Annotated in this window: 10 protein-coding genes and 2 pseudogenes; 6 read left to right on the forward strand and 6 right to left on the reverse strand. The window is 63.8% G+C overall.

Translation table 11 applies throughout. The features are described 5' to 3' along the window. The 4 genes from IAE34_RS07255 to IAE34_RS07270 form a co-directional block, all read right to left on the reverse strand. A complete protein-coding gene (locus IAE34_RS07255) occupies positions 1–723 on the reverse strand; it encodes a DUF1190 domain-containing protein (RefSeq protein ID WP_200138196.1) in 723 nt (240 codons plus the stop codon). Positions 724–740: 17 nt separating this feature from the next. Next, positions 741–1166: a DUF350 domain-containing protein gene (locus IAE34_RS07260; RefSeq protein ID WP_200138197.1), complete on the reverse strand. Its 426-nt coding sequence runs from the start codon at positions 1164–1166 to the stop codon at positions 741–743. A gap of 12 nt (positions 1167–1178) precedes the next feature. After that, positions 1179–1835 (reverse strand): DUF2491 family protein, encoded by a 657-nt coding sequence (locus IAE34_RS07265; protein WP_200138198.1) that lies wholly within the window; start codon positions 1833–1835, stop codon positions 1179–1181. A gap of 203 nt (positions 1836–2038) precedes the next feature. Next, positions 2039–4171 carry a TonB-dependent siderophore receptor gene (locus IAE34_RS07270; RefSeq protein WP_200138199.1) on the reverse strand — a complete coding sequence of 711 codons (2133 nt, stop codon included), beginning with the start codon at positions 4169–4171 and terminating at the stop codon, positions 2039–2041. Between the two features lie 275 nt (positions 4172–4446). Between IAE34_RS07270 and IAE34_RS24720 the strand changes: the two are divergent. The 4 genes and pseudogenes from IAE34_RS24720 to IAE34_RS07285 form a co-directional block, all read left to right on the forward strand. Continuing rightward, positions 4447–5220, forward strand: a pseudogene (locus IAE34_RS24720) (CHASE3 domain-containing protein); the annotation flags it as partial. Positions 5221–5487: 267 nt separating this feature from the next. Beyond that, positions 5488–6078 (forward strand): annotated as a pseudogene (locus IAE34_RS24725) (methyl-accepting chemotaxis protein); the annotation flags it as partial. A gap of 180 nt (positions 6079–6258) precedes the next feature. Further along, positions 6259–7038, forward strand: coding sequence for a hypothetical protein (locus IAE34_RS07280; RefSeq protein WP_200138201.1), 780 nt, complete (start codon positions 6259–6261; stop codon positions 7036–7038). A gap of 9 nt (positions 7039–7047) precedes the next feature. Further along, a complete protein-coding gene (locus IAE34_RS07285) occupies positions 7048–7374 on the forward strand; it encodes a DUF6966 domain-containing protein (RefSeq protein ID WP_200138202.1) in 327 nt (108 codons plus the stop codon). 22 nt (positions 7375–7396) lie between these two features. Here the strand turns inward: IAE34_RS07285 and IAE34_RS07290 are convergent, their stop codons facing one another. Next, positions 7397–8638 (reverse strand): M20/M25/M40 family metallo-hydrolase, encoded by a 1242-nt coding sequence (locus tag IAE34_RS07290; RefSeq protein ID WP_200138203.1) that lies wholly within the window; start codon positions 8636–8638, stop codon positions 7397–7399. A 393-nt stretch (positions 8639–9031) separates the two neighbouring features. Between IAE34_RS07290 and IAE34_RS07295 the strand changes: the two genes are divergently transcribed. Beyond that, complete coding sequence (locus tag IAE34_RS07295) at positions 9032–9547, forward strand: hypothetical protein (RefSeq protein WP_200138204.1); 516 nt, start codon at positions 9032–9034, stop codon at positions 9545–9547. Positions 9548–9864: 317 nt separating this feature from the next. Continuing rightward, on the forward strand, positions 9865–11973 hold the full coding sequence (locus IAE34_RS07300) for a putative bifunctional diguanylate cyclase/phosphodiesterase (RefSeq protein WP_200138205.1): 2109 nt from the start codon (positions 9865–9867) through the stop codon (positions 11971–11973). On the opposite strand, the gene IAE34_RS07305 is transcribed toward IAE34_RS07300, so the two are convergent. Further along, on the reverse strand, positions 11957–14017 hold the full coding sequence (locus IAE34_RS07305; protein ID WP_200138206.1) for a TonB-dependent receptor: 2061 nt from the start codon (positions 14015–14017) through the stop codon (positions 11957–11959). The two genes, IAE34_RS07300 and IAE34_RS07305, sit on opposite strands and share 17 nt — an antisense overlap. Positions 14018–14154: the final 137 nt, after the last annotated feature.

Below are 14154 nucleotides of genomic sequence, written 5' to 3' on the forward strand. Positions count from 1 at the left end.
CTAGCCCCCGAAGAAGCTGGACGACTTGCCGCCCCAGCCGCCACGGGCCACGGCCGCACTGCCGAAGCCGCTGCGCATGATCGCCGAGGTGCCTACCTGGCGCCGCGGCGCTTCCCGATAGGCGCTGCTTGCGCTGGCACCGCCTCCACCTCCCGAGTATCCCGAGTAGCTGCTGGCAGGCTGCTGTTCGTCCTTGCGCCGGCCCAGCACATCGCGACGCAAATCGTTCGGTCCGGCGCCGTAGCGGTACAGCGGCTGGGCGCTATAGCGACGGCTGTCTGGAGCGATCACCCGGCTGAGCAGCATGCCGGCGACCACCCCGGTGGCGGCGCTGCCCAGGCCGCTACCATGGGCCTGAAGGTTGGCCTCGCGGTTGGCGGCGTCGAGCTGTGTCTGGGTGACTTCGCCGGTGGTCTGCAGGGCGAAGCCGTCCAGTTTGGGCTGGTAGTGAGTCGCGTCATACGCCTCGCATCCGCCCGGGCTGTACGCCGCCTCGCACGCCTGCTCGCTGTCGAAGCGCTGCGCGCTGTGCTGGTGGTCCAGGCGTGCCTGCTGGTAGGCCCGCTCGCAGTCGGCGCGCGGCACCTGGTCATTGACGCAGGCATCGACGTCGGCGTAGTCGACCCGTTGAGTGACTTCGTAGGTATCCTCGCTCGGCCCACAGGCGCCGAGCGCCAATGGTAGCGAACCGGCCAGCACCAGCTTCAGGGAACTGCGTTTCATGTCAGGCGCCTCCAGGCTCAGGTCGACGGCGTCATGCATGCCGAGTTGAGCAGACCGACGCTGATGGCCACCGCCGCCGCATAAATGGCTGCCGCCATCTCGCCCTTGGCGATGCGCGCGGCCAGGCCCTTGAGCACCAGGCTGGTCAAGGTGAACGCCAGCAGCTGTACCACCGCGCCGATCACCACCCAGATCACCACGTCGAGCAGGCCGATGCTGTAGGCGATGATGTTGCTGGCCGGCAGCGAAAAGCCGATCAGCGCGCCGCCCAGGGCGACTGCCGCCGCACTGTTGTTTTCACGGATCAGGGCGAACTCTCGGTGCGGCGTGAGGCGCGTGTAGACCAGCTGGAACAGCCAGAACAGCAGCAGGGCCAGACCGATGTACAAGGTGAAGGCGATGAACGCCTGGGCGTTGATCGAATGGCGCAGTGCGTCGAGCATGCAAGGTCCTTGTCAGGTGACGGTGAAGTCCGTGGGGTGGAGAGTGACGCCCAGTGAAGTGCTGAGGCAAGTGGTGCCCGCCTCGTCCTCCTCCACCGAGAACAGCAGAAATTCACGGCGATCGGCCAGGCCGATGTCGCGGGCGTAGAGCATCGACAGGTGGCGCACCGTGTAGCGCGCCTGGGTATTGACGACGCGCTCGATCAACGGCACCAGGCGGGCCTGGCCGGCCTGGACGCCCCACTGCCGAGAAAAGATCTCGCCGTCGTGCACCACCTGCGGCAGACCGAGGCTGGATCGGGCGCCCGCCAGGCGCTGGAAGTCGTCGTCCCCCTCGATAGGTTGCACGCGGTGGTAGCCGAACAGAACGATATCGCTGGCGGCGGCAGGGTGCGTGCCGGTCGTCAGGACCTGCAGCCAGTAGTCTTCGTCGTCGAAGTAGAAGCGGGCCAGGCGCACCGAGTCGCCGAGGTCCACCTCGCCGAGCGCCCAGACCGTCTGAGGCCCCTCAGGCAGCAGCAGCTGGGAATGACCAGACAGACGTTCGCCGAGGGCAGCCGCGAGCGCCGGCGAGCGCCCGCTGGCCAGGCCGAACGGCGGCGACTGCGGCTGCGCCTGGCTGGTGCTAGCGGGCGCCTGTGAACCCAGCAGACGTTTCAGCCAACCCATGGCAGGGTCAGGCAGGCAATGAATGGTGAACGCGGCATCGAGACTCCCTGGCGATGCGTGAGCCGCTGGCAGCGGCGATCGTGAGCGGGCGCCATCTGGCCGGGCGCACCTGGCCGAGCGCAGCTAGCCGGGCGCACCTAGCCGGCCGCCCCTAGCCGGGCGCCACGATACTGCGTTTCGACCGTGGCGCCAATGCTCCTGGCTCAGAAGGTGTAGGCCACCCCTGCCTGGACGGTACGCGGCGCGCCGGGGTACACGTAGTTGTTCCAGCCCGCCTCGTCGTAGCCCTTGTCGAACAGATTCTTCACATCCAGGTTCAGGCGCACGTGCTCGTTGACCTTGTAGTAGCTGAGCAGGTCGACGACGCTGTAGCGCTCCATGGTGTAGGTAGCGTTGTCGGTCTGGCCCTTGCGGTCATCCACGTACTTCAACCCCAGGCCCAGACCCAGGCCCTTGGCTAAGCCCTCCTGGAATTCGTAGGTATTGATCAGGCTGAAGCTGTTGCGGGGACTGTTCGCCAGGCGCGTGCCGGTGGCCAGACGATTGTCCTTGGTGACTTCGGCATCGACGTAGGCGTAGCCGCCAATGACCTTCCAGGCCGGTGTGATGTTGCCGGTCACGTTCAGGTCCAGACCCCGGCTGCGGACTTCACCGGCGGCCAGACTGTTGGCAGGGTTGGCCGGGTCGAGGGTCAACACGTTTTCCTTGACGATGTGGTACAGCGCCGCGTCCACGCTGAGCTGGCGATTCAGCGCTTCCCACTTCAGGCCCACCTCGTAAGACTTGCCTTTTTCCGGATCGAAGCCGCCGCCACCTGCCGGCGTTCCCGTGTTGGGTTTGAACGAGCGTGCGGTGTTGGCGTACACCGCCAGCGTGTCGGTAAGGTCGTACATCAGGCCCAGGCGTGGGGTGACGCTGTTTTCGGCCTTGGTGAAGTCGCCGGCGTTGCTGAGCTTGTTGACGTAGTCGTGCTCGAAGCGCTCGAAGCGCAGCGCCGCCACCGCCTTGAGGCGCTCTGTCAGAGTCACCTGGTCCTGGATGAACGCGGCCCAGGTCTGCAGGTTCTCCTTGTCCCAGGTGGTGACGCGGGTCAGCGCCGGACGAGGTTGGCCGAGCACGGGACGGTAGATGTCGATCGGGTAGGTGCCCGCTGCCGCGGAGGAGCGCTGGATGATCGAGTTGTAGTCGTAGTTCTCGTACTCCACGCCCGTGAGCAGGGTATGGCTCAGCCCGCCGGTGTCGAAGTGGCCGGTCAGATTGAGCTGCCAGTCGCGGTCGGTCCATTCCAGCTTGCGGTAGTTGAAGTTGCGTTGCAGGGTACGACCATCGACCGGCGCACCGTTGGCCTCCACGGCATTACCCTTGAGCGACCCGTCGAGGAACTGCAAGCCGCCGCCCAGGGTCCAGCTGTCGTTGAGCTGATGCTCGAAGCGCAACTGAGCCATGTCGTTGTCGTTGTGCAGCAGGTTGTCGCTGCCCTTCTCCCACAGGTAGGTGTCGCGCGACAGGCTGCCGACCTTGCCGGGATAGCGTGGCAGGCCACGGTCCAGTGGGCGGTTGTTGCGCATGAAATCACCCTCGAAGGTGATCCGGGTGGTGTCGTTGACCTGCCAGCTGAGCACCGGCGCCACGTCGTAGCGCTCGCCGCGGACATCGTCGCGGAAACTGTCGCCGCCCTCCCCGAGCAGGTTCAGGCGATAGGCCAGGGAGCCGTCCTGGTTCAACGGACCACTGGCGTCCAGGGTCGCGCGGTGCATGCCCTGGTCGTCGAACTGGCTGCCCACGGTCACCTTGCGCTCGGGCAATGGCTGCTTGCTGACCACATTGAAGGTGCCGCCAGGATCGCCACGGCCGTACAGTGCGGTGTTCGGGCCGCGGATCACTTCCAGGCGCTCGATGGTGTTGGCATCCGGGGCATTGGGATAGCCGCGGTTGACCGGGAAACCGTTGCGGTAGAACTCGCCCGTGGTGAATCCGCGCACGGTGAAGGTGGTCAGCCCCTGGCCGCCGAAGTTGTTGGCACGCCCCACGCCCCCGGCGTAGTCCAGCGCGTCCTGAAGGCGGGTGGCGCCGATGTCGTCCAGCACGTCTTTGGGCACTACGCTGATCGACTGCGGCGTTTCGTGGAGCGAGGTATCGGTGCGCGTGGCCGAAGCGGAGCGGCTGGCACGATAGCCCTGTACCGGACCGTCGGCGCGCTCGTAGTCAGCCGATTCGGCATTGATATTGACCGCGTCGAGTTCGAGATTGCCGGTGGCAGGGGTAGAAGCTTCAGCGGCCATCGCCAGTGGCGCTACGGTGTTGAGCAGGCACAGCGAAACGATCATGCGGCGCATCGACAGGGGGTTCCAGAGCAGACTTTGGGTGGGGGGAGTTGAAAGGCGCCGAGATGCTATATGTAAATAGTTCTTACTTGCAAATATTTGCCGCGCTACCCCTCCTGCTGATCGCTGGAGGCTGATACCGCTCAGAAACATGGTGAGAAGATTTGTACAGCGAACTTTTTCTGTACAGATTTCGTCGGAGCAATGATGCCGCTTGAATATCAAACAGCCATCATCTTCCCGCCCGTAGTCAGGCGTTCCGTCCGTGTTTCCGAGAGCCAACTCCGATGCTTGCCAATCTCAGTCTTCGCAAAAAACTGTATGCCGGTTTCGGCCTCATCCTGCTGATCATCCTGATTCTGGTCCTGGCTGCACTGCGCGGCTTCGATCAAGTGAGCAGCAGCGTCAAGCGCAACATCCACAGCTATGACGTGCTGAACCAGTCCGGCGTCGTGCTCAACAGCCTGGTCGATATCGAAACGGGCCTGCGCGGCTATGCCTTGACGGGCCAGGACAGCTTCCTGGCACCGATGCATCAGGGTGAAAAGACCTTCACCGACTATCACGGCCGTATCAAGGCAGCGACCGCCGACAATCCCGAACAGCAGGCGCGCCTGGCGCAATTGCAGGCGCTGTACCAGCAGTGGCTGCAAGACGATGTCCAGGGCGTTCTGAACCTGCGTGAGCAGGTCAACCGCGGCGCACAGCCGCTCTCGGCACTGGCCGCGCAGATCGGCGAAGGGCGTGGCCGGGTGAAGATGGACGGCATGCGCGGGCTCATCGGTGAATTGCAGGCGAGCGAGAAAGCCCTGCAGGAGCAGCGGACCGCCTCCATGAATGCGGCCAAGAGCGCCGCGGCGATCATCCTCATCGGCGGTGGCCTGGTCGCTGCGGTGCTGGCCTTGCTGATCGCCTGGTCGCTGTCGGCCAATCTCGGTCGCCGCTTGCGCCAGGCACTGGAGGTGGCCGAGCGCATCGCCCAGGGGCGTCTGGACAACAGCATCGACAGCCATGGCCGTGATGAGGTCGGCAGCTTGCTGCAGGCTTTCGCCGCGATGCAGGCGCGCCTGCGCGGGATGATCGGTGAGATCCGCCAGGGCGCCGAGCATCTGGTGAAAGCATCCGAAAGCATTTCCAGCGCCTCCGTGCAATTGTCCGCCTCGGCACACGAGCAATCGCAGTCGGCCTCCTCCATGGCCGCCACGGTCGAGCAATTGACGGTCAGCATCAATCACGTGGCGGACAACGCGGGCGATGCCCATGCCCTGTCCAGCGAGTCGGGACGCCAGTCCAGCGAAGGCGGTAGCGTGATCCAGGAGACGCTGCAGAGCATGCGCCTGATCGCCGATACGGTGCAGGCCTCGGCCAGCCAGATCGGCGAACTGGACCAGCATGCCGAGCAGATCTCCAGCATCGTCGGAGTGATCAAGGGCATCGCCGAACAGACCAACTTGCTGGCGCTCAATGCCGCGATCGAGGCCGCCCGCGCCGGTGAGCAAGGCCGTGGCTTCGCCGTGGTCGCCGACGAAGTGCGCCTGCTGGCGCAACGCACGGCCAACTCCACCCAGGAAATCACCGATATGGTGAAGAAGATCCAGGTGGGCACCCGTGAGGCGGTGAGCAGCATGGACGTGGGCGTGGACCAGGTCAAAGGTGGCGTGGCCCTCGCCCAGCAGGCGGGGGATGCCATCGTCACCATCCGCCAGTCCTCGGCCGATGTGGTCGGCGTGGTCGACCAGATCTCCCTGGCCTTGCGCGAGCAGACCGCTGCCAGCCAGGACGTGGCGCGCAACGTGGAGCGCATCGCGCAGATGTCGCAGCAGAACAGCCAGGCGGTGGAACAGACCAGCGCCACTGCAGGTGCTCTGCAGCGCCTGGCTCAGGACCTGGAACGGCAGGTGAACGTTTTCGTGCTGTAAGCACCGCGCGCAGCAACCGCCATGGACTGCGCGACCACCGCCTGGCGCGTTGTGAGCGACCGCCAGCCTGTTGTGCAGTGCGGCCAGCCTCATTGCCTTGGCTGTCTGGCTGGCATTCAATGCTGTCTATCGCACACCCGCGATCTATGCGCAGCCAGCCGAACGAGCGTACCAAGCACCATGAACTTCGAATTTCTCGGCAACGACAGCGAGCACAACCCTTCGTCAGCCACCTGCGACGCGTACTGGCTCGACGGATTGCAGCACATGGCCGATCTCACCGATGCGCAGCGCACCCTCGCTGCGCGTCATCCCGGCTGCTGCATCCTGTTCTCGCTGGACGACCTGCCCCAGGCGCTGTACACCAGCGGCCACGCGCGGATGCAATCGGGTATCGACGAGGTCCGTACAGAGGACCTGGCGACCCTGCCAGCGTCCCGTTTCGCCAACGGACATTTCCTGGGCTACACCGGCAAGGCTGAGTTCGCACCGTGCCTGCGCAATTACCTGGAGCAAGTCAGCGCGGTCCCGTTCGACGAGGTTTGCGCACACGGCCTGACGCTCGGCGACGATGGGCTGAGCGAATGGCTGACCTACCAGCAGGCGCCGTTCGATCTGATCGACCGGCTCGTTTTGGCACTGGTGGTGCCCGTGGAGCAGCCCTGGCAGGCCTTGGTGGCCTTCCCCAACGGCTATTTCGAAGGCGACCTGCAACCGACTCACAACGGCGCCCTGGCGCGCCATCTGCAACAGACCCACGGCTACGCATTGATGGGCGTAGGTGCCGCTTACCTGGGCTTCACTCGAACGCAGCCGCTGAACGCGAGCCAGGCCGCGGACGTGGCCGCCGACTTGTGCGCGCTGTACAACGTCGACCCCGATCAGCGGCCGGCGCTGCGACGCACCTTCAGTGCCGCTCTCGAAGACCGGTCGCACCTGTGGGTGCGCTATGTGGAGTGATGAACGTCGATGAATTCAAGCACCCAGCCCCTGATAGACGTGCTCGAGCGCCTGGCGCTGTTGCTCGAGAGCGACGGTGACCAGCACTGGAGCCAGTGGATGCGCCGAGCACGCAGCCGCCTGCTCGAGGGCGATCTATCTGGCGCGCGCTACCTGCTCTCGGCCTACGGCGGCATGGGCTCGTTCAATGACCTGATACTCGGCCAGCACTACGACAGCCAGGGCTTTTCCTGGAAGCCTGGTCATATCGCCCTGAACGACGAGCTCGACGCCTTGCGCGGTGAAGCCTACTGTCTGGCGCAGCAGCTGCGCCGCGGCGCGGACGGCGACACCTGAGCCCGCACCCGAGGCCGCACGCTCAAGGAGCGGCCGTGGACAACTGACGGATCATCGCCACGCTCAGGTAAAGCCTGGGGGCAATGCTCGACAGCTCGATGTATTCGTTCTCGGCATGCAACCCCGCCCCTACCACACCCAGGGTTTCCAGTACGGCTGGCCTGGCGCTGCCAGGCACGTAGGCATAACCGGCGTCGGTGCCGAAACGCATGGCGATGGCCTCGATACGTCGGTCGATCTGCCCGTAAAGCGCCTGGGCAGTGTCGGCCAGGGATTGTGATCCGGCGTTCTTCGCCAATGGCGGACGCCCCTTGTCCAGCCGCACCTGGGTTTCGGTGCCGTCGATGAGCGGCTGGCGTATCAGGCGCTGGGCGTCGGCCAGCACGCGTTCGCTTTCGCTAGGGTCCGAATAGCGCATGTCCGCCTCGGCCGTGGCGCTGTCCGGGATGATGTTGCGCTTGTCGCCTGCCCTGAGCATCGTCCAGTTGACCGTGGTGCCCTTGCCCGGGTCGCCGAGGTCCTTGAGCTGCAACAGCTGGTGCGCCAACTCCATCGCCGCATTGCGACCAGCCTCCGGCGCGGAACCGGCGTGGGAGGACTTGCCCTTGACCTGCAGCAGAAGGGCATTGATGCCGTTGGTAGCGACCGTCACGGCGTCAGTGTCCGGTGGCTCGTACGAAAACACGTAATCGTGCTCACGCGCCAGTTCCGCGATCAACGCCTTGGATCCACTGGAGCCGGTTTCTTCATCGGGATTGAACAGCACGGTGACTGTGCCGAAGCCGTCGAATCGTTCATCCTGCAGCAGCTTCAACGCGTGCAGGATCATCGCCACGCCGCCCTTGGCATCGGCCACGCCAGGCCCATAGGCGCGCTCGCCCTCGACCCTGAACGGCCGCTTGGCTGCGGTGCCCGGCAGGAACACCGTATCGTAGTGGACCATCAGCAGGAACGAGCGGCTTCCCGTGCCCTTGAAGGTACCGACGATGTTGTCCCCTGCCGAAGGGCTGGCCGACTGGGTTCGCACCTCGGCGCCGAGGGCCTCGAGCCGCTGCACCAGGAGTTGCGAGACGGTTTTCAGGCCAGGTGCCTGGCCAGTGCCGGTGTCGACATCGACCAGTTGCTTGAGGGTCTGCAGATAGGCCGCCTGCTCGGCGCGTGCGCTGTCGAGCCGCTGCGCGGGGGTGAGCTCGGCGGCGAACGAGATCAGTGGCAGACAGGCAAGGCCCATGACCGTGGCAAGTGTCGAGCAGCGAATCGGCATATTGGATCCTTTAATGCAGAAAGAATGAATAGGTAGTTTTGACCCTGTTTTGTTTTGACGCCAGTTTATTGGCTGAATATTTATTCCATACACAGACGGTTACAACATTCTGCGACGCTCGAAGTCTCTGCGCCCAGGGATAAACAATGTGTTAAGCACGCAAAAAAATTTGAAAAATCATGGAACGATCAATGAAGCGCTCCTATCGAAGCCTGCTGCCGACCGCCTCGGCAGCCCGGCATCAGCCCGGTGCTGCAGGTTCATCCGGTGATTCGAAGCACCCATGCTATGGTGTGCTGCCGCAACCAATGCCCGACCCATAAGATAACCACTGCCCACTCCGTTCAAGTATTGAGCCGACACTTAACTGCACGCGATCCGCCATGGATAAAGGTGGGACGCCCGTGCAACTTCGAAGCATGCGAAATGAATTATCCTCCCGTCGAACATCGCAGGTCGGATTTACTCACTGCCGAAATGGCCGAGATAGACAAGAACGAATCCATCACCGCGCTCCTGCAACTTGCTGCGCAATTGACGGGCGTGCGCTATGTGGCGCTGCGCAAGTCGAATCCTTCGCTCTGGCTCGGCTTCATGGAGAACCGTCAGGTCGAACTGAGTTTCCACGGACAGACCAACGCCGTTTCCCACCTCGAAGCTCTCGACAGACTGTTGTCCGGCAGCGATCTGTCTGCCGCGCTGGAAGACGGCCGACCGACGCCCTGCGCCTTTGGCGCCTGTGCCCTGGAAAGCGTGTTCGCGACCCCGATCCATACCATCGACGGCACCAAGCTGGGCCTGCTGGTGGCGGCCACCGATCAACCGCTGGGTCGCCTGGAAAGCGATACGATTCGACAGAACCTGAAGCTGGTCGCCCGGCTGACGGCCAGCATGCGCTCGGTGTTCTGATCGACCCACTGCTCGGTCGTCATGCCCGACGACCAGGCCCGATGCCTCGCCGTGCAGGTCGACCCTGATCGCTGGCGGAAACGGCCTCGGCTCCACTGGCGCCGTCGCCTGTACGGGTGTTTTTGCCCAAGCGGTGGCACTGCGCGATGGCGAGGCCGCCAGGCGCCTCGAACATGGGTGATGGTAACGCCTGCATGCGACTTGCTGCACCGATGCTGCCGAGCATGTATCGATTTACCTGAATAGCCGATTCGCACGATAATGGCCAATCGACATCTCTCGGCTTTCGGCGACGCTTCGCTTCGCATCGGTGCACTATGCTCTCCAGCAGCTACAACCCCGTCCTGGTCGCGTTTTCCTTCATCGTCGCCATACTCGCGTCCTACACCGCACTCAAGATGGCCGCCCGGGTCACCAGTTCAAGGGGCAAGGCGGCGGCGTTCTGGCTGGCAGGCGGCTCCTTCGCCATGGGCTTCGGGATCTGGGCGATGCACTTCATCGGCATGCTCGCGTTCGACCTGCCGATCCCCTTGGGCTACGACGTCCCGCTGACGCTGCTGTCACTGCTGATCGCGGTGTTCTCCTCGGCGTTCGCCCTGTGGCTGGTGTGCCAGCAGAACCTGCCACACGTACGCCTGGTGCTGGGCGGCTCGCTGATGGGCGCCGGTATCGCCGCCATGCACTACACCGGCATGGCTGCCCTGCGGATGCAGCCGAGCGTGATCTACCTGCCCTGGATGTTTGCGTTGTCCATCGTCATCGCAGTGCTGGCCAGCGTCAGCGCGCTATGGATCGTGTTCCGCCTGCGCAGAAACTCGCGCAGCGAGGCCTGGGCACGGGTGGGCGCGTCGCTGCTCATGGGCTGCGCCATCGTCGGCATGCACTACACCGGCATGGCCGCCGCCCAGTTTCCCCTGGGTAGCTACTGCGAAGCGTCCAACAGCGGCATCGACGTCAAATGGCTGGCAGTGGTGGTGATCACCGTCAGCCTGGCGGTGCTGGCCATCGCGCTGATCGTTTCGGTGCTCGATGTGCGCAGCAACCTGCTGTCGGTCTCGCTGGACCAGGCCAACAGCGAGCTGCTGCAACTGGCCCTGCACGACAACCTCACCCGCCTGCCCAATCGCCTGCTGCTCAGCGATCGCCTCAATCAGGCGATCCACAGGGGCACGCGCAACGAAGGGCGCTTTTCGGTGCTGCTCATGGACCTCGACGGTTTCAAGGCGGTCAACGACGCGTATGGGCATCACGTCGGCGACCTCCTGCTGATGGAGGTCTCCGAACGCATCCTGGCCAGCAAGCACCCGGCGGACACGGCTGCGCGACTGGGCGGCGACGAATTCGTGTTTCTCACCCAGTCCGCCACCCCCGTGCAGGCCGCGCAACTGGCACAGGCCCTGACCGAGGCGATCGGCCGCCCCTACAGCATCGAAGGCCACGCCCTGCACATTTCCGCCAGCATCGGCATCGCGCTGTTTCCCGATCACGGTCGCAGCGCACGGGAGTTGCTGGTCAATGCCGATGCAGCGATGTACCACGCCAAGGAAAGGGGTCGCGAGGGCTACTGTTTCTTCGAAAGCACCATGAACAAGAACGCCCACGAGCAGATGCAACTGCACCACGACCTGCGCCAGGCCGTGGAACACGGCGAGTTCGTCCTGCATTACCAACCCAAGTTCGTCGCCGCCGATGGCTCGATGATCGGCGTCGAGGCCCTGGTGCGCTGGCACAAGCCTGGTGTCGGCCTGGTTCCCCCGGACCGCTTCCTGCCCCACGCCGAGCGCACGGGCCTGATCGTACCGATCGGCAACTGGGTGATCGACGAAGCCTGCCGGCAGATACGCCATTGGCATGACCAGGGCCACGGCCACTGGAGCATGGCGGTCAATCTGTCGACCATCCAGCTGGCGCACGCGGACTTGCTCGACGTGATCCGCGGCGCACTGCAGAAATACGCGCTAGCGCCTCGCCACCTGGTATTGGAAATCACCGAGTCGACGGCCATGCGCAAGGCCGAAGTCAGCCTGGAAATCCTCGAACGCCTGGCCGAACTGGGCGTGAACATTTCCATCGACGACTTCGGCACGGGCTATTCCAGCCTGCTCTACCTCAAGCGCTTTCCGGCCAACGAACTGAAGATCGACCGCGGCTTCGTCAAGGAGCTGGTCGAGGGCAACGAGGATGAGGCGATCATCTCGGCGATCATCGCCCTGGGCCGCACCCTGGACATGAAGATCGTCGCCGAGGGTGTGGAAACACCGCAGCAGCAGGCCCTGCTCACCCGCCTGGGCTGCCACGCTCTGCAAGGTTATCTGCTGGGCAGACCGCTGGCCGCCGAACAGCTGCTCGAAAGCCTGGCCGCCACTGGCAGACTGCGCGGTAGTGATCCCTTCGCCACGAGCGACCCATTCACAGCTTCATGTTGAGCGAGACGAAGGCCGAGCGCCCCGGCGCGGGTGAGAACATGGCCTGATCGTCGCCGCCCCAGAAGAAGTTGTCGTACCACACGTACTCGTACTGGCGATCCAGCAGGTTCTTGACCTGCACATCGACACTGGTGGACGGGCTGATGCGATAGCTGACACTGGCGTCCACCACCACGAAGCCGCCGTACCGGCCCTGCTCGTTGAGCTCGTCGATGTAGTAGCTGCCCTGCGCCCGGCCTTGCATGCCGAACTTCCAGTCGTCGTCGTAACGGTAGTCCACACCGAGGTTGCTGATGTAGCGCGGCGTGGAAAAGACATCCTTCCCGGACAACGACTGGCCATTGGCGGCAAAGGCCTTGACCACCTTGGCCTCCTGTATGGCATGGGAGGCCCAGACCGTCCACTGCTCGTCCAACTGTGCGCTCACTTGCAGGTCGACGCCACGTCGGCGGGTTTCGCCCAGGCCGACCGTGGTGCCAGTACTGGGCATGTTGGCCACCTCATCGGTGGCATCCTGTTGCCACACCGCGACACGTGCCTGCGCCCCGGCGAACGGTTGGAACTTGATGCCCACCTCCTTGCCGGTGTTGATCGACGGATCATAGGACGCCTGCCCAGGTGTCATGTAGGCCGGCGCGGTAGAACCTGTGAGTATCTGGAAGGTGCGCCCCCAGTTGGCATACAGATCGATCTCTGGGGTAAGACTGTAGATGACGCTGAGCTTGGGCTGACGAATCCAGCCGTAATCCTGCAGGGAGGCCTTGGCGCCGCCGAGCAGCTCGGTGTTGCCGGAAAATTTGTCGACGCGCATGGCCGGGATGATCTTCAGCGCCTCGGTTGGCTGTATCACCGCCTGCACATAACCCCCGAGGTTGCGCAGGGTATAGCTGTCGTCGTTCTGCACGCGGGCGGGCGTGGCATGGAAATCGGTGGGCACACCGTAGCTGTAGCGCAGGCGGCGGTACGCGTTGTCCTGCTCCTCGAAATTGAGGCCGCCATCCAGCGTGAGCAGGTCGTTGGCGCGCCAGGTGAGATTGCCGAGCATGCCGCGCTGCTGCTCGTCCCACTGCCGACGCTGGCGCGGCGCATTGCCTGGCCGGTAGTCGGTGAAGGTCACGGTGCGATCGTCGTTGTAGCTGTTGTAGTAGAGCTTGCTGCTCAGGCTCAGGTCGTCGTCGATCTGCCAGTCGCTGTGCAGACTCAGCTGCTTCATGTCGCGATCATCGCCATCGTTGGCGTTCTTGTCCGGCGATTGGTTGCGGCTGGCGTGCAATTGATCGCGGGTGAGAAAGCCCGGCTCCTGCGCCTGGTGATGATAAAGCCGCGCGATCAGCCCGACCCGGAAGTTCTGATCGTCGTTGCTGACGAACCACTTGCCCCCGAGTGAATACTTGTTGGAGTTACCGTGATCCCGTTCGCCGTCGCTGTCCTGCTTGGCAAGCAGGTAGTTCTGGGCGAAGTTGCCTTCTTCGTGCCCGAGCGCCAGCTGCACCTCACGGGTATTGAAACTGCCGTAGGTGACGCGGCTGTCCGCATAGTTGCCGCCCTGGCGGGTGACGAAGTTGATGTTGCCGGCGATGTTGTGCAACCCGTAACGGGGGTCGTTGGTACCACGCACGACTTCGATGTACTCGATGTCCAGCGGAAAGACCATGTCGATGAACCGCTGGTTGCCGCTGTTGACGTTGCTCGGAACGCCATCGATCAGCGTCTTGATGCCGTTGATGTAGCCTTCGCCGTTGAACGCACGAAAGCTGACCTTGCCCGATTCCGCGCCCTGCCCGGTTTCGGTCAGCTGGATGCCGGGCATCTGCCCCAGCAGCTGCCAGCTGTTCATCACGTTCTTGTCCTGCACCTGGTCGGCGCCCAGCACGTCGACCGATGTCAGCACGTTCTCCGTGCTCAAGGCCGTGGCCGACGCGGTCGAGGCCTGAGTGATGTTCACATCGCCCAGGATGATGGTCGAATTGCCTGAGGCATCGGCGAACAGGTCGGGGGAGACCATGGCCGTGAAAATGGCAAGCGAGGCCGGGGTGAATCGCATGGAAGCTCCTGAAGCGCAGGGTAACGGGGGCGGGCTATACCCACGGAGGAAATGGGCAGGTCTGCGCCCGCCTCAACAAAAATACGTTATATCATAACTTCAAAGTATTGATACATTTTGCCTTATCCAGAAACATT

It is taken from the genome of Pseudomonas sp. S30 (genome assembly GCF_016518545.1).
Taxonomy (GTDB): domain Bacteria; phylum Pseudomonadota; class Gammaproteobacteria; order Pseudomonadales; family Pseudomonadaceae; genus Aquipseudomonas.

Bases quoted from the DNA above. Each gene is read 5' to 3' on its own strand.
- IAE34_RS07255 (WP_200138196.1), bottom strand. From the start codon at position 723: ATGAAACGCAGTTCCCTGAAGCTGGTGCTGGCCGGTTCGCTACCATTG.
- IAE34_RS07260 (WP_200138197.1), bottom strand. From the start codon at position 1,166: ATGCTCGACGCACTGCGCCATTCGATCAACGCCCAGGCGTTCATCGCC.
- IAE34_RS07265 (WP_200138198.1), bottom strand. From the start codon at position 1,835: ATGGGTTGGCTGAAACGTCTGCTGGGTTCACAGGCGCCCGCTAGCACC.
- IAE34_RS07270 (WP_200138199.1), bottom strand. From the start codon at position 4,171: ATGCGCCGCATGATCGTTTCGCTGTGCCTGCTCAACACCGTAGCGCCA.
- IAE34_RS07280 (WP_200138201.1), top strand. From the start codon at position 6,259: ATGAACTTCGAATTTCTCGGCAACGACAGCGAGCACAACCCTTCGTCA.
- IAE34_RS07285 (WP_200138202.1), top strand. From the start codon at position 7,048: ATGAATTCAAGCACCCAGCCCCTGATAGACGTGCTCGAGCGCCTGGCG.
- IAE34_RS07290 (WP_200138203.1), bottom strand. From the start codon at position 8,638: ATGCCGATTCGCTGCTCGACACTTGCCACGGTCATGGGCCTTGCCTGT.
- IAE34_RS07300 (WP_200138205.1), top strand. From the start codon at position 9,865: ATGCTCTCCAGCAGCTACAACCCCGTCCTGGTCGCGTTTTCCTTCATC.
- IAE34_RS07305 (WP_200138206.1), bottom strand. From the start codon at position 14,017: ATGCGATTCACCCCGGCCTCGCTTGCCATTTTCACGGCCATGGTCTCC.